At 43.5% G+C, this 20,427-nt stretch carries 20 protein-coding genes and 1 tRNA gene; 16 read left to right on the plus strand and 5 right to left on the minus strand.

Translation table 11 applies throughout. From position 1 onward, the window contains the following. Window positions 1-210: 210 nt before the first annotated feature. The 6 genes from C1S73_RS22075 to C1S73_RS22100 all read left to right on the plus strand — a co-directional run bounded on the left by C1S73_RS22075 (window position 211) and on the right by C1S73_RS22100 (window position 6,730). Window positions 211-1,185: a cytochrome-c peroxidase gene (locus C1S73_RS22075; RefSeq protein WP_038868022.1), complete on the plus strand. Its 975-nt coding sequence runs from the start codon at window positions 211-213 to the stop codon at window positions 1,183-1,185. Further along, a complete protein-coding gene (locus C1S73_RS22080; RefSeq protein WP_038868020.1) occupies window positions 1,178-3,541 on the plus strand; it encodes an ATP-binding protein in 2,364 nt (787 codons plus the stop codon). The genes C1S73_RS22075 and C1S73_RS22080 overlap by 8 nt, the downstream gene beginning before the upstream one ends. A gap of 82 nt (window positions 3,542-3,623) precedes the next feature. Beyond that, window positions 3,624-4,088 carry an OsmC family protein gene (locus tag C1S73_RS22085; RefSeq protein WP_038868018.1) on the plus strand — a complete coding sequence of 155 codons (465 nt, stop codon included), beginning with the start codon at window positions 3,624-3,626 and terminating at the stop codon, window positions 4,086-4,088. A gap of 253 nt (window positions 4,089-4,341) precedes the next feature. Next, window positions 4,342-5,352, plus strand: a complete 1,011-nt coding sequence (locus tag C1S73_RS22090) for a DUF2804 domain-containing protein (RefSeq protein WP_038868015.1) — start codon at window positions 4,342-4,344, stop codon at window positions 5,350-5,352. A 9-nt stretch (window positions 5,353-5,361) separates the two neighbouring features. Beyond that, window positions 5,362-6,219, plus strand: a complete 858-nt coding sequence (locus tag C1S73_RS22095; RefSeq protein WP_038868013.1) for a sterol desaturase family protein — start codon at window positions 5,362-5,364, stop codon at window positions 6,217-6,219. A 103-nt stretch (window positions 6,220-6,322) separates the two neighbouring features. After that, window positions 6,323-6,730, plus strand: a complete 408-nt coding sequence (locus C1S73_RS22100) for a hypothetical protein (RefSeq protein ID WP_038868011.1) — start codon at window positions 6,323-6,325, stop codon at window positions 6,728-6,730. Between the two features lie 185 nt (window positions 6,731-6,915). Here C1S73_RS22100 and C1S73_RS22105 read toward each other — a convergent pair. Then, a tRNA-Gly gene (locus C1S73_RS22105) sits at window positions 6,916-6,990 on the minus strand. Window positions 6,991-7,303: 313 nt separating this feature from the next. On the opposite strand from C1S73_RS22105, the gene C1S73_RS22110 reads away from it, so the two are divergent. The 3 genes from C1S73_RS22110 to C1S73_RS22120 all read left to right on the plus strand — a co-directional run bounded on the left by C1S73_RS22110 (window position 7,304) and on the right by C1S73_RS22120 (window position 9,104). Then, complete coding sequence (locus tag C1S73_RS22110) at window positions 7,304-7,822, plus strand: DUF4136 domain-containing protein (protein WP_038868008.1); 519 nt, start codon at window positions 7,304-7,306, stop codon at window positions 7,820-7,822. A gap of 147 nt (window positions 7,823-7,969) precedes the next feature. Beyond that, entirely contained in the window at window positions 7,970-8,377 is a 408-nt protein-coding gene (locus tag C1S73_RS22115) for a hypothetical protein (protein WP_080774292.1), read from the plus strand. 49 nt (window positions 8,378-8,426) lie between these two features. Next, window positions 8,427-9,104, plus strand: coding sequence for a DedA family protein (locus C1S73_RS22120; protein WP_038868006.1), 678 nt, complete (start codon window positions 8,427-8,429; stop codon window positions 9,102-9,104). A gap of 84 nt (window positions 9,105-9,188) precedes the next feature. Here the strand turns inward: C1S73_RS22120 and C1S73_RS22125 are convergent, their stop codons facing one another. The 3 genes from C1S73_RS22125 to C1S73_RS22135 all read right to left on the minus strand — a co-directional run bounded on the left by C1S73_RS22125 (window position 9,189) and on the right by C1S73_RS22135 (window position 10,890). Beyond that, entirely contained in the window at window positions 9,189-9,512 is a 324-nt protein-coding gene (locus C1S73_RS22125) for a hypothetical protein (protein WP_038868004.1), read from the minus strand. Between the two features lie 83 nt (window positions 9,513-9,595). Continuing rightward, the gene (locus C1S73_RS22130; protein WP_227740528.1) at window positions 9,596-10,069 is read right to left on the minus strand and encodes a hypothetical protein; all 474 of its coding nucleotides are present in this window, start codon (window positions 10,067-10,069) and stop codon (window positions 9,596-9,598) included. A 179-nt stretch (window positions 10,070-10,248) separates the two neighbouring features. After that, window positions 10,249-10,890, minus strand: coding sequence for a murein L,D-transpeptidase catalytic domain family protein (locus C1S73_RS22135; RefSeq protein WP_038868002.1), 642 nt, complete (start codon window positions 10,888-10,890; stop codon window positions 10,249-10,251). Between the two features lie 574 nt (window positions 10,891-11,464). Here C1S73_RS22135 and C1S73_RS22140 point away from each other — a divergent pair. From C1S73_RS22140 to C1S73_RS22155, 4 genes are all read left to right on the plus strand, one after another. Beyond that, a complete protein-coding gene (locus tag C1S73_RS22140; protein WP_038868113.1) occupies window positions 11,465-11,875 on the plus strand; it encodes an NUDIX hydrolase in 411 nt (136 codons plus the stop codon). 188 nt (window positions 11,876-12,063) lie between these two features. Next, window positions 12,064-12,681 carry an NUDIX hydrolase gene (locus C1S73_RS22145; RefSeq protein ID WP_038867999.1) on the plus strand — a complete coding sequence of 206 codons (618 nt, stop codon included), beginning with the start codon at window positions 12,064-12,066 and terminating at the stop codon, window positions 12,679-12,681. An 8-nt stretch (window positions 12,682-12,689) separates the two neighbouring features. Continuing rightward, window positions 12,690-13,388 carry an aspartate/glutamate racemase family protein gene (locus C1S73_RS22150; RefSeq protein ID WP_038867997.1) on the plus strand — a complete coding sequence of 233 codons (699 nt, stop codon included), beginning with the start codon at window positions 12,690-12,692 and terminating at the stop codon, window positions 13,386-13,388. 357 nt (window positions 13,389-13,745) lie between these two features. Then, window positions 13,746-14,501, plus strand: a complete 756-nt coding sequence (locus C1S73_RS22155; protein WP_009704133.1) for a 5'-methylthioadenosine/adenosylhomocysteine nucleosidase — start codon at window positions 13,746-13,748, stop codon at window positions 14,499-14,501. 102 nt (window positions 14,502-14,603) lie between these two features. Here C1S73_RS22155 and C1S73_RS22160 read toward each other — a convergent pair whose 3' ends face one another. After that, window positions 14,604-16,940 carry a putative bifunctional diguanylate cyclase/phosphodiesterase gene (locus tag C1S73_RS22160; protein WP_038867995.1) on the minus strand — a complete coding sequence of 779 codons (2,337 nt, stop codon included), beginning with the start codon at window positions 16,938-16,940 and terminating at the stop codon, window positions 14,604-14,606. 516 nt (window positions 16,941-17,456) lie between these two features. Here C1S73_RS22160 and rbsD point away from each other — a divergent pair. The 3 genes from rbsD to rbsC are packed head-to-tail and all read left to right on the plus strand — an operon-like array spanning window position 17,457 to window position 20,386. Then, window positions 17,457-17,876: a D-ribose pyranase gene (gene rbsD / locus C1S73_RS22165; protein WP_038867992.1), complete on the plus strand. Its 420-nt coding sequence runs from the start codon at window positions 17,457-17,459 to the stop codon at window positions 17,874-17,876. 24 nt (window positions 17,877-17,900) lie between these two features. After that, a complete protein-coding gene (gene rbsA, locus C1S73_RS22170) occupies window positions 17,901-19,406 on the plus strand; it encodes a ribose ABC transporter ATP-binding protein RbsA (RefSeq protein ID WP_038867989.1) in 1,506 nt (501 codons plus the stop codon). Beyond that, the gene (gene rbsC / locus C1S73_RS22175; protein WP_005435746.1) at window positions 19,403-20,386 is read left to right on the plus strand and encodes a ribose ABC transporter permease; all 984 of its coding nucleotides are present in this window, start codon (window positions 19,403-19,405) and stop codon (window positions 20,384-20,386) included. The genes rbsA and rbsC overlap by 4 nt, the downstream gene beginning before the upstream one ends. Window positions 20,387-20,427 lie beyond the last annotated feature (41 nt).

Raw genomic sequence — 20,427 nt, forward strand, 5'->3', positions numbered from 1 at the left:
GTATAGGTTTTCACCAAATCCATCCAATCAAGGTTGTTTATCTTGTCGACAACGCACGCTTGATACTGCCTAACAGGTAAGTAAAGGTATTGGGGGTACAAACAATCAATGGGTTATGAGGGCAGGCTCAATATCCCTATCTCTAGTAATGGAAAAAAATGGAAAAGCAACTAAGTTCATATTAAGGGGCTGGGTAAGGATACTCTTAATATGTATAAAAGGCTTACCACTAAAGGGGTGTGTGGATGTTTATTAGCATTAATCAGCGCTTCATTTTATGCGGGCGGGACGTTAGCTAAACAAGACTTACAATTGGTGAAGCCGATTGAGGGAGAGCCGAGTATCGATATGGATTTTGCTCGTGTTGGTTGGCAGCTTTTTCGTGATCCAAAGCTCTCTTCTAATGGTCAAATCAGTTGTGAAACTTGTCATGATTTACAAACGAATGGCGCGGAACCTAGTGCGGTTTCAACTGGTGTAAACGGTTTAGGTATTCGCAATTCTATTACTGTATTTAATGCGTCTCTTAATTATCGCTTTTTATGGGACGGTACCGCTAATTCACTCATGGCGCAAATCGATGGGCCGGTATTAAACCCGCTAGAAATGGACTCGAATTGGAAGGACATTGAGCAATACGTGAAAAGTGATTCAACCTACAACGCATTGTTTAAACGGGCGGATGGGCGAGAGATTACCATACGAAACATCAAAGGAGCGATTGTTGAGTTCCTGAAAGCTTTACAAACTCCTAGCTCGCCTTTTGATTCTTATCTACTAGGTTATTCCCATGCCCTTGATGAGCAGGAGATTCGAGGATGGCAAACTTTCCAAGAAGTAGGATGTGTGCAATGCCACCAAGGTAAAAACGTCGGTGGTGCGATGATTCAACGGTTTACTTACTTCCAAACGCCAGATGTTGATTTAGACACAGGACGTCGTTTAAGGACTACTGATGGAGAAGACAAGTTCTATTTCCGTGTTGCGAGCTTGCGAAACGTCGGCCAAACCAGCCCTTATTTCCACAATGGCAAAGTCGACAAACTCTCCGATGCTATTCAGATTATGTCTCAAACTCAGTTAGGCGTGACCATGAGTGATGAAAAGGTGGCAGACATCGAAGCGTTTCTCAATGCATTAACCGCCCCAAGGCCTTCGATTTTGGAGGTGTTTGAAAATGAGTAAGTTCAGAATACTTAACGTACTACTTTTTGTGATCATTGCCGTCATGATGGTATTAGCGTACATGACTCATGTGAACTCCAAAAATACTCAAGTTCTACATGCTTCTTTGTCTGAGATTGGTCATCACTTAATTGAAGAGCGGGACACGGTCGTTAATCGTTACCAGACCAGCTCAAGGAAGGACTACGAGATTACGCAAAATCTCGTCGAGTTGGAACTTGCCGCGGAGCAATTGGGTGAAGATTTTGAACAATCTATTTGGTTTAATTTCACCTCAACAAAGAACAGAGTCAAAAATATCCTTGTTCAGTTTGATGGAAAAGTGCGTGAGGCCACCCAGACACTGGATATGTTGATAGGGGTTCAGGTCGCCAATCAATATGAACTGCTGGCGCTACACAACATTTATAAGGATCAATTCGGGGCGGATACTCAGGACGTTTGGCTTGAAGAACACTACTTTGACTTTCTTACTAATGCTGCGTTGCAAGGGGACAACCCAGAAAGTCAGAACATATCGTTATTTTTGAATCGTCTACGTCAAAGTGAACGTAAGATTGAGTTGCTGACCAACAAAATATTAGAAGGTCACTATTTTGAATTTGTTGAGTATTCCGAGCATCAACTGTTGGAATTTGTTCAGCGTGAAGCACGTTTGACGTGGTTTCTTGTCTTGCTCTCTATCGTCTTACTCGTGGCGGTGTTTGTGCTGCAAACTCAACACCGTGTGAATAAGCTCAAACATCTCAATGATGATTTAACGGAAGCGACAGATAAAGCGGAACGTGCAGCAAAAGCTAAATCACAATTCTTGGCAACCATGAGTCATGAGTTGAGAACGCCTATGAATGGTGTTTTAGGAATATCTCAGATCATCGCGAGCGAGACTCAAGAGCCTAAGACCAAAGAGCACGTTCAGGTCATTCTTGACTCTGGCCAGCACTTAATGACCATTCTGAATGATATTTTGGACTTTTCCAAAGTAGAAGAGAATAAGCTGGATTTGGAAGAGGCTCCTTTTAATCTGTCGCAAGTTTTAACACCAGTATGCAGTGCAATCCAGCCTCTAATTGAAGAAAAGAACATACAGCTGTTTATTGAAAATGAAGTGCCCGATCAGGTCGAATTTCAAGGTGACTGTGCCCGTATTCGCCAAATCTTATTTAATTTGGCGGGTAATGCGGTGAAGTTTACTCATGACGGACACGTATTGATTCGTTCAGAGCTGGATCAAGAAAGAAGGCGTCTGGTGCTCTCTGTGAACGATACGGGCATAGGTATTCCCGCAGACAAGCAAGATCGCATCTTCAACTCCTTCGAGCAAGCCGATACGTCTACCACTCGTAAGTTTGGTGGTACAGGTCTTGGTTTAGCGATTGTGAAAAAAATCACCGAACTTATGGGCGGTGAAGTCAAAATCAAGAGCGTTGAGGGAATAGGCACCCAATTCCTTGTTGATATTCCCATTCCCTGGGAAGAAAAGTCGGTACTCCAACCAGAGCAAGCGAAGGAGGAGTCGAAGGGAGAGAGCAAAAGCAACCTTCGTATATTGTTGGCGGAAGACAATCGGGTTAATGCGATTGTCGCAAAAGGCTTTTGTGAGAAGTTAGGGCATACGGTAGAAATCGCTGAAAACGGTTTAATAGCCACGAAGAAAGCACAAGAAAACCAGTATGACCTGATCTTGATGGACAATCATATGCCAGAAATGAATGGTATCGAAGCCACGCGTTTCATCCGAGAAAATCTAGGGGTGAGGACTTTATTGTTTGCTTACACCGCCGATGTATTTAGAGAGGCTCATGATAACTTTATTGAAGCCGGTGCTGACCATGTATTAACCAAGCCGTTGCAACGTGAGAGCTTTACGGATGCGTTGAAGCAGTTTTCTTCACGTTTACCTGTTCAAACAATTGGGGAGGCTGAACAATCCGAGAATGTCGTTCAACTGCATCGCGAGCCAATCGAAAAGCTGCGCTTAACAGAGGAAGAGCTTACCCACTCAGAGACGATTGAGATCTTGAGAGAGGAGCCTGAAGCGCTGATGGATTTGTTGAAAAGCATCGTTTGCGATTTTGAAGCCGCCGTTGATGAGCTAATTGAATTCTTTATGGTCGAAGATTTAGATTCACTTCATAGTACCTTACATACAACGAAAGGCATGGCATTGAACCTAGGGCTTGATACATTGGCAAATCAAGCATTAGAAATTGAAACGCAGGTAAAGAATCGACAAACCCCTGAGATTGAACAGTTGCAAAAACTGATTAACCGGCTGCAGGTCAATGTTCATCAAGGTCAACGTTTGATTGAAAAATCGAGAGCGCAAATCAATGATTCCAATCAGGTGATATGAATACTTTATGCACCCCTCATTTAGGTTGTGACTGAATCTATTAGTATGTTTTACTGAGGACTCTTGATTACAAGGAGCCGTTATGAGCCAGCACACCGCACGAATTAAATGGCAGCGCAGTGTTGATGAAATCTTCAGTGACAACCAGTACAGCCGTGCCCATATATGGGAGTTTGATGGAGGATTACAAGTACCCGCGTCTCCCTCTCCTCATGTTGTCCCTTTACCGTTTTCGATAGAAGAGAATGTTGATCCAGAAGAAGCTTTCATTGCCGCACTTTCGAGTTGCCACATGCTGGTCTTTCTTTCTGTAGCGGCAAAGCGTCGTTATGTTGTGGATGCTTATGTCGATGAAGCGGTAGGTGAGCTTGCTGTTGGCGAAAATGGCAAGGAATGGGTTTCCAAAGTGGTGCTTAAACCAAAAATCGTATTTTTAGGTGAGAAACAACCAACACGCGAGCAGCTAGAAAAAATGCATCATATGGCACACGAGCATTGTTTTATTGCGAACTCGGTGAAAACGGAAGTGACGACTGAAATCATTTAAAACACTCAATGCCGCGATACTCTCTCGTCATTTCAGTTCAAAATGAAAGAGTGCCGAAATGGCTTTGCTTTTCGTCGCTTTTGATTTAGCTGAAAGCTCTAATAAACGGTATTTTATGCTCGATATGAGTGACTGGTTTCACATTTCAGCTCATTTGAAGCCGAGAACTGAACCAATGTTGTGCAGTGGCGCAAACTGTTTCTTGTTAAATTAATGTTAATATCGAATAGTGTGTCATTGATTAATAGCGAGCATGGATGTGCAAACGCCTTTGAATCCCTTTATTCAAGCCAATGGATTACCTCAATTTGGTCACCTAGACGCGATACCTGAATCGCTACAACTTGATCTCTTCCGATACCTCAATGAAATGGACAGTCCTGCGTCAAGTTGGCGTCAGCGCTTTGATTACAAACAGTTTCAATTTGTCTCGATCGTCACGCCTAAATACATCATCGGCGTGGCCATTGCGGACATTCGCTATTTGGCGTCTGGCTTTTGCTACGTGTTTGATACAGAAACTCATGAGCTCGTTGAACAGCAGTGGCTAAAGCCGCTCAACATGGGCTATCAAACACAGCCTTCAAGTTGGAACAGTCAAGCCTATCTCGCTAATGATGCCATTCAATTCAAGATTGAAAATGGACTCTGGCACATACAGCTTTCAACAGACCTTATTCAAGCTGACTTGAGGTTAAAACCTGAGTCAGAAAGCTTGCCTTTGATGCTCTGCACGCCAACCGCGTATTCAGGTTGGACCTACACCCAAAAACACAACGTGCTCGCTGTCCAAGGTGAAATGAGTGTGAAAGGGCAACCACAAGATCTAACCAACGCAGTTGCTGGGTATGACTTCTCTGCCGGGTATATGCGAAGGGAAACCAGTTGGCGATGGGCGAGCATTAATCATCACAGTGAAGACAAACGGATAGGGCTGAACTTTGCTGCTGGAGTTAACGAAACCGGGTATTGTGAAAACGTGATTTGGATTGATGGTGAACGGCATTTGATGCCACCTGTACAATTCGATTTTTCTCGTATGCATCAAGAAGCGTCATGGCGAATTACGTCACAAGACAAGCGCATCGACTTGACCTTCAAACCTAAAAATCAGCGCTCAGAGAAAAAGAATTTCTGGTTTTTGAAGAGTAACTTTCGTCAGTTTGTCGGCTACTTTTCTGGCTATTTGATTGATGGCAATGGCATTAAACACGAACTTGATGAGGTGATGGGACTCACCGAAGATCACTACGCGAAGTGGTAGGAAGAGACGATGGAATGGTCACGAATTACTGAACACCCTGATTTATTATTGATGCTGCTCGCACCGATCTTTCTCCTTTGCATTGCCGCAGAGTATTGGATTGGGCAGCGAGGAGGGAAGTTGCCTGAAAGCGCACGCTACTATTTGCCTGAAGTTGCATGTAACTTTGTCCTTGCTGGTCTGCACCAAGCTACTGATATTCTGACTGGATTGCTGATAGCTAAGCTCTATCTTTGGTGGTTTGGTTGGCGGTTATTTGATATCGAAATGACGGTATCGACGTTTTTACTTTTAATGGTCTTGCAAGACTTTTTCTATTACTGGTTCCACCGAGCAAGTCATCGTATCCGTTGGATGTGGGCGGCACACGTGGTGCACCACAGTTCAGAGCGCATGAACTTCAGTACCGCATTTCGTCAAAGCCTGATGTACCCATTGGCCGGCATGTGGTTGTTTTGGGTGCCACTGGTCATTATTGGTTTTGATCCTAAGTGGGTAGTGTTTGTTGTTCTGCTTAATCTCGGTCTGCAATTCTTTGTTCATACCCAGTCGATTCGTTCTCTTGGTCCTTTAGAATGGGTCTTCAATACGCCATCTCATCACCGTGTTCATCATGGTGTGAATCGTCAATATATCGATAAAAATTACGCTGGCGTGCTGATCATCTGGGATCGCATGTTTGGTACATTCGAGCCAGAAGTTGAAACGGTTCGTTATGGCATCTCAAAACCTGTTAACAGCTTTAATCCTATTACCGTGACGTTTGCGGAATGGAAAGACATGTTCAAAGAAGTGACTCGTCCTAATTTATCTTGGCGTCAGCGCTGGCGGTGTTTGTTTGCGCCTCCGTCTGACCCCCTGGAATAGCCGTTTCTTATGATTAACTAAACGCCATACCATTTATTCTTGACAGCATTCGGTAATGTTGTTTTAATGCGTACGGTGTTTTGTAAGATTTAAGGAACGGACGGTGACATTTAATCGAGTTTTCTCAATTGTAACGATGACCGCCGCTATGCTCGGCTCTGGGTACACATACGCAGCAACTGCTTTTAGTGCCGATCAGCTGTGTAAAGCAGGGTTAGCACTGGCGATAGATAAGCAGCCCCGCGGGATTAAAACGGCGGGAACGTCAGGTCATCGTATTTTGCTGGCTTTGAAAAATGGTAAAAATGATTGGGATTACCGCTGCACGGTAAATCGTCAAAATCGTACGTTAAAGATTGACGCTAAAGACTTGAAGCGAAATGACAAATACCTCGCTCAAGCAATACGTTATCGCGTCAATGAAGGGAAGCGATCGGTCGAAGTCACCATGAAGAAACGCGCTGGTGGCGGGCTGAAAAACGACACGTTCACGACACTTCAGTTGGATTAACCCCAAAGATATGGGGAACATTATAACGAAGACACGCCCCTGTATTTTGCAGGGGCTTTTTTATGCCTGCAGTTTTAGGTAGCAAATACAAGAGATCGATTACAGCCGCAGCATGATAGCAGTGAAGTACGAATTTAAAGGATAGTTTTGGAAATCTGAGAAAAAGACTAGCTTAAGGGAAAGCTTGGAGCGGGCAGCGGGAATCGAACCCGCATCATCAGCTTGGAAGGCTGAGGTAATAGCCATTATACGATGCCCGCGCATCGATAGGACAGTTCCAATATGCCACATTAACGACAAAAGAAAAGTCTTTTTTGATCAATTGGTTGCTCAATGCGTAAATAACTCTCAAATTGCCTATAAAGCGTTCGATTTGTTGCTTTTACAGTCGTGGCGGAGCGCTCTTCTTAAACTCAATCGGGCAGAATTTTCGTCTGTTCTCGCTTTCTATTGTTTCTCGAATTTGAACACTTGGCAATCATGGTCAAGACTAAATGTTGAAATGATTCAATTTTTTCCCAGTTGCAATAAATGAAGGCCGATAAATACGGCAAAATAGAGAGGAGAATGAGTATGTGGAAAGGTTTATTGGCGGCGTCTTTCGTGTTTATGATAACGGCCTGTACAACCGTGACGACCGACGTCGATAAACAAGCGGATTTTTCATCCTACAAAACGTTTGATTTTGGAGAACAATCAGAGGCTCCAACAAGCCTAGATGCTCGTCGTATTGAGCAAGGTCTTGCTTCTCAATTGGAAGCGAAAGGGTTATCACAAGTAAAAAATGGTGGTGACCTTTATGTGCACCACGACATCATCAAAGAATCGGAGCTCGTTTCTTCTGGTTCCTCTTTCAGTGTGGGTTACGGCTGGAACAGTTTTGGCGTTGTAACCTCAAGTCCTGAGCGTTACAAAGAAAAGAAGTATGGCAAGTTAGTGGTGGAGTTAGTCGATACCAAAGCGAATCAAGTGGTATGGAAAGGGGTATCAAGCCGTAAACTTACGGAGTCGATGAGCACTGAAAAACGTGAAGAATTGATTTCGGAAGAAGTGACAAAAATGTTTGAAAATTACCCGTATGGTAAAGATTAAGCGACTATTAAATAAAGGTTAAATGGACATCAAATTGCCCTAGCAAAGGTTTGCAAAACTCTCTTTTTATTATCGATTGAGAATTTAGATTGCAAATTGGCACGCATGGAGTTAAAACAGCGTATCGTTGTGGTTTAGGTGAATTCTGTGCGTGCTTACCTAGTCTGTGTGTTAGGGCTTTTTGTTGCGCTGATGGCTTTTGAATTGAGTCAGGAACAACCGTCACCAAAACTTTCCCATGCGATTGCTTTTACTTCTTCTCTTACCAAAGGCGAAGCCCATCTTGAGGAAGTCCCTTTCTCTCCAAGGCGCAAAGTCACGGCAAGTTTACTCAGCCGCAATGCATTGCGAGTTAATCATTCTAATTCGACCACAGATAATGATGAGCTCGATGTATTGCCCGCGCGTTGGTTAACGGTATCGACAGAGTCTACGAATCGTTTTCTTTCGGCCTTTGTTTCCCCAATCCTACGAACTATTTATCCTCGTTCAAAGTATCGAATTGGAGGTCGGCAAGAATCGAACCTGATTTACCGCTTCATGCATGCGAGGTAGTGCCTAATCGTCTGTTTTCGCAAATTCGTTATGATGTTTAGGAGTATTTATGTTTGATTCAATTGTTCAGGTGTTACTTGCGCTTTGGCACCAAGATTTCACGGCTTTAATGGCCCCAGGCAGTGCAGGGCTGATTTACTTTGTTGTTGCAGCACTAATTTTCTTAGAAAGTGGCTTTATTCCAGCCGCTCCATTTCCATGTGATAGCGTGGTGGTTTTGTCCGGCACGTTAGCCGCGGTAGGTGTGTTAGATCCTGTCGTCATTATGCTAGTGATTGTTGTGAGTGCGGCAATGGGCAGTTGGGCGGCCTACCTGCAAGGAAAGTGGTTAAATCGCTTGCCGAAAGTACAGGGGTGGGTGAATGCTGTGCCAGCGAAACGTTTGGAACAAGTTGACGTGCTCTTAGGCAAACACGGATTGATTGCACTGTTTTGTGCACGTTTTATTCCTGTAGTTCGCTCTTTACTTCCATTGATGATGGGGCTTCGCGTGAATCGCGTGAGTAAATTCCATTACTTTGCATGGCTGAGTGCCATCTTGTGGACGTTGTTACTATGTGGTTTGGGGTTGCTGTTGCCATTACTACCAGAAAAGCTCAACAAGATTGTGACGATGGGATTAATGGCTGCTCCTGTGATTACATTGACCATCGCTATCATGAGTTTTGTGTTGGTAAAAGTTCGCAAGGCTTGGAGCAAATCAAAAACAACTCCACAATTGCCATAATTGTTCTGATAAGAAATTTGAAAAGCAAAAAAGGCGCTATCACAGCGCCTTTTCTGTATTTACATTGCTTGCAACGAGCGCGAATCAGTAACCGATATTGTAAAGGTATTCGCCTGCTTCCTTACACTCAGTTTTGTAGAACTGTTCCATCTTTGTTTCATCCATGCCTTGTGCTTTAAACTCAGTTTCAGCAGAAGACAGTTGGCTAAAGGTATAACCGCGTTTAGCCATGAGATAGTGTCTAAACATCGCTCTATGCTCTGGCACGGCATTACGAGCATTCGAAGCGTTCGCACATTCTAGAAGCGCTTCATTAGTCATTTGTTCTGGTTTTGATGTCTCACTTGCTGATGTTGTGAATGAAGCAAGTGCTAAAGCCATAGCGGCGGTGATTGCGAATCTTTTCATTGTAAGGATCTCGAGTTAATTCAATGGATAGATGAGATCATCCTTGGCTAACACTGACGCATTCCTTCTTTAAGTCAGTGAAGTCAAACGGCGAGCATAGATTCGCGGCCGTGTTTGAAAACGTACAACAAGTTTGCTTGTTTCCACCCTGATAGGTGAAAAGGAAGTTTGCCGTCTAAAGCATTGTCATCTGGGAGAGGCGTTGCTTTTAATGCGATAGCCAACAACGGCGGAGACAAAAACGCGACGAGTAAGTGGTAGTCAGGTTTGATGTTTAATGGCAACTCACCGTCATCGCCCGAATTTCTTCGACAAGGCAATAGCCCAAGAAAATCACGTTTTAAAAAGCGAAAGTAACCGTCTTTCCCCCAGGAACTATCGCTATGCTTTTCAAGAAAAGGAGCTTTTAGCGATGCGTAATCTTGCTGACTGAGTTTAGCGAGTTTTTGTGATGTATTGAAATTCTGAGTCGAAATATCATGTGCGTGTGCGGCAACCATTTGCCCTGAGAATAGAGCAAGTGACAATAACAGCATAAGACGAAATAGATGACGCAAAACGAACCCTACAACCTCACCAAAACGAAACCTAATGGACCTAGTGCTACTGGTAAAGAGGACCGCACGAGGTCAATGATTGCGTATACTAACCAGATGCTGAGAAGATGAACAGTTTTTTATGACCAATAAAAAAGGGAGCGAATCCGCTCCCTTTCTTGAAGATAGATAAACAACGACTAAGCACTTGCGTAAATGACGCTGCCGCCTTTAATGGTATCGATGATTTTGCGTGAGAGTTTCTGTGGCAGGGCTGGACATCCCCAACTGCGGCCAAGGTACCCATTCTTTTGGATAAAAGAAGGGTTCGCATAGTCTGCGCCATGAACCACAATGTAGCGCTCACGTGCTTTATCGTTCACGCCTGATGTCAATCCGTCAAGACGAAGTGAGTAACCGTTAGAGCCATAATAAGTCGTGTCAGTTAAGAATGTACCCAAAGACGTCTTACGAGAGTTTACGACGTTCGAAAACTTGGTTGCTGTTTTCTTACCGCTGTTCACTCCATGAGAGACATAGGTGTTGAAGATCAGCTTCATTTTATCTAAGTCGACCACATAAAAGCGCTTTTCAGTAGATGGTTTACTGTAGTCGATAATAGTAAGAAGCGATTTCTTACGATCTGGGGTTTTCTTGTAAGCCAAAAATGCATCATTGAATAATTTGTAATCAATGACTCCGCTTAGATTGGCCTGCTTATAGGCTTTTTCAACCAGTTGTTGAGTGGCTTTGGTTTCTGTTTTTGTGCCAGAGTGATGAGCAAAGGCAAATGGCGAAACAGAGAGCGATGTCCATATCAATAATAAAAATAGCTTTTTCATTTGTACTAAATAAAACTCTTGGTGTAGCAAATTCAGCGATTGCGTCTTGCAATCGTTAATACAGCATGCACATCAATTTAATTCTATTCTCAACGTTTCCTATTATGCGTAGTGACACGTATTACCGAACCATTTTTGGTATTTGGTAGAGTTCCGCCAACTAACTCGCTGATATTAATCAACATTGAGAGGTTAATCGATGACTTTAAAAATCTTCAAGACAAATACTAGCCGATTTAGGTAATTAATAAAACTGTGTTTACCGTGATTTACTAAGCAGTGGTGCTAATAAAACGTCGTTTAATTATAAATGAAATAAAAATACCGTTTGAATTCAATGTATTTATTTCATACTTAGCATTGTGCAAAAATTTTTTAGACTGTGATCCTAGTCGTAACAAATCATTACCCAACTACAGACAATTGATAGATTAAGCGAATGCTTAACTCCGCATATTCAACTATACGTGCAGCTAGGTTGTTGTATGTGGTCAATTTATTGAGTATTGCTGTTCACATCATCGGAATGATTTATGTTAGTTTGCTAAAAAACGGTTATCAAAGGACGATGAAGATGGAAGTTCATGAGTGTGTCTCATTTATCTTAGTTAAGGGCGAACAAGTGTTGCTGGAAACTAGAGCAAAGGATAAGGAATCTGACCCTGGGGCAATAGCTATACCCGGTGGCCATATGGAGTTAAACGAAACCCAACAACAAACATTGTTTAGAGAATTGCAAGAAGAACTCAACATCAAGCCACTTCAATTTGGTTATTTATGCTCTTTATATCACCCAACTACAGAACTGCAATTGATTCACTATTATGTGGTGACCAATTGGCAAGGTGATATTCAGAGTTTAGAAGCGGAGTCTGTTAACTGGTATCCAATAATAAATGCACCAGTCTCGACGGAAGTCGATCGCGTCGCATTAAGTGAATATCTTCGATTAAATACAGCGCTAAGAACGATGTTTAATAAATGAAGTTCCATAAATAATAATTGTGACGAGTAATAATATTTTTGATTGAATTGTAAATATCGAAAATATTCGAATTATCTTGTAAACAAAATATAGTGGATAAATACTTTGCGAAAACTTGATCAAAAATAAACTTTGCTTTCAGTTGGTTATGCTAGTTTCTGCAAAGGTAAGTTGAAAAAGGGATGTGTATGTCGAAGTGGTTAGATTGGGCAAAGCAACTACAAGCAATTGCTCAAGCAGGGGAAGCATACAGTAAAGATGCTTACGATCTAGAACGATTCAAAATGGTCGAAGACATCGCTCATCAGATGTTTGCTGACATCAGCGATAAGTCCGTTGCCGATATTCAAAACTTATTTATCCCTGAAGCGGGCTATCCAACACCCAAAGTCGACCTACGTGCTGGGGTGATAAAAGATGGCAAGATACTTCTCGTAAAAGAGCGCGAAGACGGAGGGTGGACATTACCTGGTGGTTGGGCTGATGTTTGTGAAACTCCAAGTAGTGGGGTGGTGCGCGAAGTGTTGGAGGAGTCTGGTTTTGTGGTTGCGAACCCGAAACTGATTGCGATTCGAGACAGAGCGATGCATGACTATCAGCCGCCTTATCCATTCCACATCTATAAGATGTTCTTTTTGTGTGAATACGTTTCTGGTGAACCTAAAGAGAACATTGAAGTTTCGGAAATCGATTTCTTCGCGCAGCATAAGATTCCACCACTTTCACAAAGCCGAGTTTTACCAAGAGATATTGAAATGGTCTTTGATGCTTTTTACAGTGAAGATTTTCAAGTACACGTTGATTGAGGAAGAAAATGAAAACGATAGGCCTAATTGGTGGTATGTCATGGGAGTCTACCGCGAACTATTACCAAATCATTAACCGTGAAGTGAAAGCGTGTCTAGGTGGGTTACATTCAGGAAAAGTCTGTTTGTACAGTGTCGATTTCGCCGAAATTGAAACACTTCAACATCAAGGTCGATGGGACGACACGGCTACGATTCTCTCGCAAGCAGCAAAATCGGTGGAAGCAGGCGGTGCGGACTTCATTCTGATTTGTACTAATACCATGCATAAAGTCGCGGACCAAATTCAGCAAGCTGTCAATGTACCGCTTGTTCATATTGCAGATGCGACCGCTGAGAATCTGGTGGCGGATGGCATTAAGAAGGTTGGTTTGCTTGGTACGCGTTTTACCATGGAGCAAGACTTTTATAAGCAGCGACTCATCGATAAATTTGGTGTTGATGTTGTCGTTCCAAGTTCAGATGACCAAACGATTGTTCATGAGGTTATCTATAACGAGCTGTGCAAAGGAGAAGTGCGTGAGGATTCTCGTCAACAGTATCTCACTATTATAGATAAGTTAGTTGAAGAGGGCGCTGAAGCGGTCATTCTTGGTTGTACTGAGATTGCGATGTTAGTTGAACCTCAACACACAGACGTTAAGCTTTACGATACAACAGAGATTCACGCTAAGGCCGCGGTAGAAGCTGCGCTGAATGAAGCGTAATTTTCTACAGAATTGATCGACAGGATTAAATTGCTCAGGGAAGAGTTATGAATTATCGATGCGGACAATGTCGCCAGTTTACGAGACAGAAGAGCAGTGCTGATATTTGCGGTGCTTGGGGTCATCCAACGGATGCGAACCGTGCAGCTTGCGATTATTTTATGCCGACGATTCGGGTTAAAGATCGAGTTGTTTCTCCTTTAAAAAGTAAAAATGGCTAAGTCGTTCTCATTAATTGAGAATTTCTTAATCAATCAGTATTAGTTGATTGATGCAAACGATTGCCACCTTGGGAATGTATTGTATAATTTGCGTCGCGTCACATTTTGGTGGCGCGTATTACATTTCAGGATTCCCATGTTGAAGAAATCTCTTGCTCTAATGCTTGCTGCGTACTCACTTCCTTCGGTTGCAGGTTCGACCATCGGTATTGTCGGTGCGATGGATGTCGAAGTTGAAGCGCTATTGCCAAAAATCCAAAACCAACAAGTAAAGAAAATTGGTAGCCATCGCTTTTACACGGGAGAGTTAGAGGGCAAAACCGTTGTTGTGACGAAATCTGGCGTAGGTAAGGTCAATGCAGCAATGACTACCACACTTCTGATTGAGTCTTTCGGCGTTGACCAACTGATCTTCACGGGCATTGCTGGTGCTAGCGACCCTAAATTGGACCCGTTAGATGTCGTGGTCTCTACGCGTTTGGTTCAGCATGATGTCGATCTAACCGCATTCAATATGCCGAAAGGTCTACTGCCTGATTACGAAGAGCGTTACTTTTACGCAGATAAAACACTGCAAAAGTATGCATTTGATGCAGCCGTTGATACGCTTGGCAAAGAGAGTGTTTACCGTGGCGTTATCGCATCTGGTGACCAGTTCATTGCAAGCAAAGTGAAAGTGACGGGTATCTACCAAGAATACAACGCCATGGCTGTGGAAATGGAAGGCGCAGCGTTAGGCCAAGTAGCAGATGCGTTCAAAGTACCTTACGTCGTTATCCGTACGATTTCAGACAAAGCGGATGGTTCGGCAGATGTTGTCTACTCGGATCTTAAAAAGGCAACTGCGGATAATTCTGCCAACATTACGCTAAACATGCTTAAGCGAATGTAGTGTTCTACTTCTTATCTAAAAACTAAAAAAGCAGCACTTGATGTGCTGCTTTTTTGTTGAGTTTTGCACGTCGTCATGTTGGCTTATGGAGTACTCATTCGACTAAGCGATATCTGATTGAGAAAATGGCTGGTCATTGGCGGATTTCCACCAGAGATTTAACTGCTCTTTATCCATTGGTTTACCGAACAGGTAGCCTTGCATAAAGTCGCACCGATAAGATGAAAGCCATTCGTGCATGACGTTGTGTTCGATGCCTTCTGCGGTGACTTTTTTATTCTGTGCATGGCAGAGCTCAATGATTGGCTTGATGACATGTCCATTATCGGTGTTCATTAATGTTAAAAGAAACTCTCGGTCAAACTTGATCTTTTGCACTGGGTATTGCACCAATTGTGTCAGTGATGTGTAGCCCGAACCGAAGTCGTCGATCGCGAGTTTGTATCCCAGTTTTGCCAACTCGTCGAGTAGGGCAGTACCTTGTTGGTCCGCAGCGAAGGTTTCGGTAATTTCCAACTCAATGCAATGTGCTGGCACGCCATTTAGTTTCGCTTTATCGTGAATAAACTCTGCCATAGAGAGCGAATTGAGTTCGGCAGACGACAAGTTGATGGATAGAATGATGTCTTTACCAAAAATGCTCTTAAGCTGGTGGTATTCTTCCATCGCGTTTGCGAAGACCCAACGGTCAATTTTCTCAAATAATCCGGTCTGTTCTGCTATCGGAATAAACTCTTTTGGCGGTATTGAACCAATGCCTTCCGCCTCCCAACGTAGTAAAACTTCTAAGCCTTCAATTTCGTTAGCATTGCTGTTCATGTAAGGTTGGAAGACTAAATGGAACTCGTCTTCAACGTTGTTTTTACGCAGTGCACGCTCAATTTGGCTGCGACGCTGCGCTTCAATATTCAGAGCGGCAGAATAGTACGCATACTGATTTTTACCTGCGCGCTTTGCTTGGTACATCGCGGCATCTGCACTAGAAAGCAATTTAGCGACATCGGCACCATCTCTTGGGTATTGGGCGATACCAACACTTGAGGTGACAGGAAATGAGTTTGTGGATGAGTGACTCAAATTGTGGATGGGTTTGAGTAGTTCGGTTGCAAACAAATCTGGGATGTTACTGTCTTTGTGGTTTGCACTAAGGAGAATCGCAAATTCGTCCCCAGACAAGCGAGCTCCAAAGCATGGGCTATTGTACTGTTGAGTGAACTTTTGACAGACTTTCTTGATGTGTTTGGAAAATACTTGTAGCAGTTTATCGCCTAACTCATGGCCGTATTTGTCATTTACGTATTTGAAGTTATCAAGGTCGATATAAATCACCCACAATTGTTCTGATGGTTCCGCCAGTTCGCGGGTCGCTAATTCGTGAAAACGGTGACGGTTTGCTAACTGAGTCAGGTGATCGGTTTCTGCTAATCGTTTTGTTTTGTGATAGATATTGTTTAGCTCTTCATACATATCGAAGAAGCGGGATGACAAACGTCCTATTTCGTCATCTGTATTCAGCTTCTCAATATTTTTGCGTTTGTTTGACTCAATTTCGCGTAACTGTCTATCGAGTCGAGAAACAGGACTTAGGACGTATCGGTAGAGAATCAGTACAATCAGAGTGATTGTACAGAAAGACGCAATGCCAAATGATAGCGCCAGTTCTAGCCATACTTTATCGACTTTGTTCCACATTAAGTACTCTGCAGGAGAGAGCACCGCATAAAAATGGGGTAGCAATTCGATGGTTTGTGCGAGTGGGATATCCAGAATAATCGGTTTGTTAGAAAAGGTGATGACGCTATGGGTATCGAACTCAATCTCGTGCTTGATGTTATTGAATGCTTCTAGAGAGACTGAAACCACAACGAAGAAAGCATTTTGTGGGTCAAAGCTTGGTGGGTGTTCGCCCGTTCGTTGATCAAACAGTTCGTATTGAAGCAGAATGCTCTGGCCGCTGGAGTTATAGATAAAGCCAGTGTGGCTAACCTCGCCATGCTGCGCGTAACTCGTTTCTACGTATTCAAGGATCTTGGGGTCAAAGCGACCACTGGATTCATAGAATTGGTTCTCAGTGTAATAAAGCAGTTCTTGATTGCCATCGAGGATCGCCATATTCGCATCGCCATTATAACCATGGCTTAGCACATCAACGGTTTCATCGAGACGGTTGAATAGCTGTCGCTCTCGGTACGGGTCTTCGTGGTTAACGAAGTAATCCTGTAAAACTTCACTTTTCCCTAGGGTATAGGCGTAACTGTTAAGGAAGATATTGGCCTGACGAAATTGCCCTGCGAGCTTCTCCATTTGCAGCTGTATGTAGCTGTCTTCTCGCTTAATCAGTGTGACTTTTTGAATGCTATATATGATGTAACTCGACACCAACGCGCTAATAAGAATGACTGGCGCGACAAGCAAAACAACTCTATTGCTTAGTTTCATTATGGTTCTTCAACTTCCGTTTGTGTCCCTACAAACGTTCCCTACTTAAAGGTTCCGAACGGATGACGATAGTATTTCTGTGTTTTTCAAATTGTAAGTGGGTGGTTTTCTAAAGTCAGACGACCTTCGTATATTTGTGATGCTGTGTGCGCTTTTTTACGAGATTGACCAGAATAAGTCTCAAACTTTAGACATATTTTCGTTATTTCAAACTGACTCAACACATTTTTGTTGTGAATGAGTTTGCTCTCGGAATTAACAGTTCAATGACTTTTCTCATATTTTCATAAGCCATCGAAACGTTTCGATAGGGAAGTGTGACCGCAATATCTTTTTCTTAATCAGTTAGCACTCAATTACGGATCATTCTCACACCTTATCGATCTGTGACTGGTCAATTCTTCTTGGCGTTTTATTATTGCATCGAAACGTTTCGATGAGTGTTTTGTCAATATGGAATTTAGTCCAAGAGAGACACTCACAGTTGTATGAACGTGTAACCGAAAGGTCGATGAGATGAAAAAAAGTACCCTAATTAACTCAGAAATTTCTTACTTGGTGGCGACGCTTGGTCATACCGACGAAATCACCATTTGTGACGCGGGCTTGCCAATTCCTGATCATGTACAACGTATTGATTTAGCGTTGACGCACGGAGTTCCTGGCTTTCTAGATACCGTCCGAGTGATCTTATCTGAGTCCCAAATTGAGGGGGTCATCATTGCTGAAGAATTCGCAAAAGTTAGCCCAGTTCACCATGATGCACTTGTTACTGAGTTGACGAAAGAAAGTGAGCTAACTGGTAAACAAATCGCGATTAACTACGTATCGCATGAAGACTTTAAAGCTCGTACAGAACAAAGCCGCGCTGTTGTTAGAACAGGCGAGTGCACACCTTACGCGAACGTGATTTTCCAAGCCGGCGTGGTGTTTTAAGCCAGAACTAATTGAGGACAAATTATGACTCAAGCCATTCTACAACTGAGCGACATCGAGAAAGCCTTCCCGGGCGTTAAGGCGTTGGATAAAGCCAGCCTTAATGTATACCCGGGTCGAGTGATGGCGCTGATGGGCGAGAACGGGGCTGGCAAGTCAACTTTGATGAAAGTACTCACCGGTATTTACCATATGGATGCAGGAAGCATTCAATATCAAAGTAAGCCAGCGGCGTTTAAAGGCCCGCGTGACTCGCAAGAAGCGGGCATCAGTATCATTCACCAAGAATTGAACTTGATTCCGGAGCTGACGATTGCCGAAAACATCTATCTAGGCCGTGAATTTACCGGCTCTATGGGGCGTATTCAGTGGGGCAAAATGTATGAAGAAGCAGACAAGTTGCTTCAACGCCTTAACGTAAAGCACTCTTCAAAAACTTTGCTTGGTGATTTGAGCCTTGGTGAACAGCAAATGGTGGAGATTGCGAAAGCGCTGTCTTTTGAATCTAAAGTCATCATCATGGATGAACCAACGGATGCTTTGACCGACAAAGAGACGGAATCGCTGTTTAAAGTGATTAACGAACTTCGTGACCAAGGTTGCGGCATCGTTTACATCTCACACCGTCTGAAAGAAATCTTCGAAATTTGTGATGACATTACTGTGTTGCGTGACGGTAAGTTCATCGGCGAATGCCAAGTTAAAGACACCAACGAAGATGGACTCATCGAAATGATGGTTGGTCGTAAGTTGGAAGAACAATATCCACGTATCGATGTGACGCATGGTGACGTTTGTCTTGAAGTGATTGGTTTGACGGGCTCGGGCGTTCACGACATTAGCTTCACGCTTCAACGTGGTGAAATCCTTGGTGTGTCAGGCTTGATGGGCGCGGGGCGTACAGAGTTGATGAAGGTGATTTACGGCGCGTTACCAAGTGAGCGTGGCGTTATCAACTTAGACAACAAGACTATTAACCCAGTAAGCCCACAAGATGGCTTGGCGAATGGCATTGCTTACATCTCTGAAGATCGTAAAGGCGATGGCTTGGTGCTGGGCTTATCCGTGAAGGAGAACATGTCTCTGTGTGCACTGGATAAACTCACCAAAGGTTTCCAAATCCAACATGGCGAAGAAGTGTTGGCGGTTGAAGACTTCATTAAGTTGTTCAATATCAAAACCCCAACACGAGACCAAATCATTGGTAACCTTTCTGGTGGTAATCAGCAGAAAGTGGCAATCGCAAAAGGGTTAATGACCAAACCTAAAGTTCTGATTCTGGATGAGCCAACTCGTGGTGTCGACGTGGGTGCGAAGAAAGAAATCTATCAGCTAATCAACAAATTTAAAGCCGAAGGCATGAGCATCATCTTGGTTTCTTCTGAGATGCCTGAAGTGCTGGGCATGAGTGACCGCATCATGGTGATGCACGAAGGTCGTATTACTGGCGAGTTCGATGCGAAAGACGCCGACCAAGAAACACTACTCGCTTGTGCCGTAGGCAGAAAGATCAATGAGGAAGCAGCATGAGTACTAAGACCATGAGCAAACCAACCGAAGCGAACAGCAAAAAGTTGTTCACCAAAGAATGGCTGATTGAGCAAAAGTCACTGATTGCACTGATTTTCTTGATTGTTGTTGTGTCATTCTTGAACCCGAACTTTTTTACGGTAGACAACATTCTTAATATTCTTCGTCAAACCTCAGTCAATGCGATCATCGCGGTAGGTATGACGTTGGTTATTCTGACCGCAGGCATAGACTTAAGTGTTGGTTCTGTACTCGCGCTGTGTGGTGCGTTTGCCGCGAGCATGATTGCGTTAGAAGTGCCGGTGCTTATTGCGGTTCCGACAGCGCTGTTTGCTGGTGCGGCACTGGGTGCGATCAGCGGTATCATCATTGCCAAGGGTAAGGTTCAAGCCTTTATCGCAACACTGGTTACTATGACGTTACTACGCGGTGTAACCATGGTTTACACAGACGGTCGTCCTATCTCAACGGGCTTTACCGACACAGCAGATGCATTTGCATGGTTTGGTACAGGCTACGCACTTGGTATCCCAGTTCCTGTTTGGTTGATGGTGATTGTCTTTGCTGCGGCTTGGTACCTATTGAACCATACTCGCTTTGGTCGCTACGTGTACGCACTTGGTGGCAACGAATCAGCTACACGCCTTTCTGGTATCAACGTTGACCGTGTGAAAATTGGTGTATACGCCATCTGCGGTATGTTGGCAGCGCTTGCTGGCATCATCGTGACGTCTCGCCTTTCTTCCGCGCAGCCAACAGCAGGTATGGGTTATGAGCTAGATGCAATCGCAGCGGTTGTTCTTGGCGGCACCAGCTTGATGGGCGGTAAAGGTCGTATCATGGGAACTTTGATTGGTGCTCTGATCATCGGCTTCCTAAACAACGCGCTGAACCTACTCGATGTTTCTTCTTACTACCAAATGATTGCGAAAGCAGTGGTTATCTTGCTAGCAGTACTGGTAGACAACAAAAACAAGTAATTGATATTTAAAATAAAGAGCTCCACTAAATCCTGAATACA

This window comes from Vibrio jasicida 090810c, assembly GCF_002887615.1.
In the GTDB taxonomy this organism is placed as follows: domain Bacteria; phylum Pseudomonadota; class Gammaproteobacteria; order Enterobacterales; family Vibrionaceae; genus Vibrio; species Vibrio jasicida.

Coding starts and splice junctions, on each gene's coding strand:
- C1S73_RS22075 (WP_038868022.1), top strand. CDS start 211: ATGTATAAAAGGCTTACCACTAAAGGGGTGTGTGGATGTTTATTAGCA.
- C1S73_RS22120 (WP_038868006.1), top strand. CDS start 8,427: ATGTTTGATTCAATTGTTCAGGTGTTACTTGCGCTTTGGCACCAAGAT.
- C1S73_RS22090 (WP_038868015.1), top strand. CDS start 4,342: ATGGATGTGCAAACGCCTTTGAATCCCTTTATTCAAGCCAATGGATTA.
- C1S73_RS22135 (WP_038868002.1), bottom strand. CDS start 10,890: ATGAAAAAGCTATTTTTATTATTGATATGGACATCGCTCTCTGTTTCG.
- C1S73_RS22160 (WP_038867995.1), bottom strand. CDS start 16,940: ATGAAACTAAGCAATAGAGTTGTTTTGCTTGTCGCGCCAGTCATTCTT.
- C1S73_RS22150 (WP_038867997.1), top strand. CDS start 12,690: ATGAAAACGATAGGCCTAATTGGTGGTATGTCATGGGAGTCTACCGCG.
- C1S73_RS22145 (WP_038867999.1), top strand. CDS start 12,064: ATGTCGAAGTGGTTAGATTGGGCAAAGCAACTACAAGCAATTGCTCAA.
- C1S73_RS22125 (WP_038868004.1), bottom strand. CDS start 9,512: ATGAAAAGATTCGCAATCACCGCCGCTATGGCTTTAGCACTTGCTTCA.
- C1S73_RS22080 (WP_038868020.1), top strand. CDS start 1,178: ATGAGTAAGTTCAGAATACTTAACGTACTACTTTTTGTGATCATTGCC.
- C1S73_RS22095 (WP_038868013.1), top strand. CDS start 5,362: ATGGAATGGTCACGAATTACTGAACACCCTGATTTATTATTGATGCTG.
- C1S73_RS22110 (WP_038868008.1), top strand. CDS start 7,304: ATGTGGAAAGGTTTATTGGCGGCGTCTTTCGTGTTTATGATAACGGCC.
- C1S73_RS22155 (WP_009704133.1), top strand. CDS start 13,746: ATGTTGAAGAAATCTCTTGCTCTAATGCTTGCTGCGTACTCACTTCCT.
- rbsA (WP_038867989.1), top strand. CDS start 17,901: ATGACTCAAGCCATTCTACAACTGAGCGACATCGAGAAAGCCTTCCCG.
- C1S73_RS22140 (WP_038868113.1), top strand. CDS start 11,465: ATGGAAGTTCATGAGTGTGTCTCATTTATCTTAGTTAAGGGCGAACAA.
- rbsC (WP_005435746.1), top strand. CDS start 19,403: ATGAGTACTAAGACCATGAGCAAACCAACCGAAGCGAACAGCAAAAAG.
- rbsD (WP_038867992.1), top strand. CDS start 17,457: ATGAAAAAAAGTACCCTAATTAACTCAGAAATTTCTTACTTGGTGGCG.
- C1S73_RS22085 (WP_038868018.1), top strand. CDS start 3,624: ATGAGCCAGCACACCGCACGAATTAAATGGCAGCGCAGTGTTGATGAA.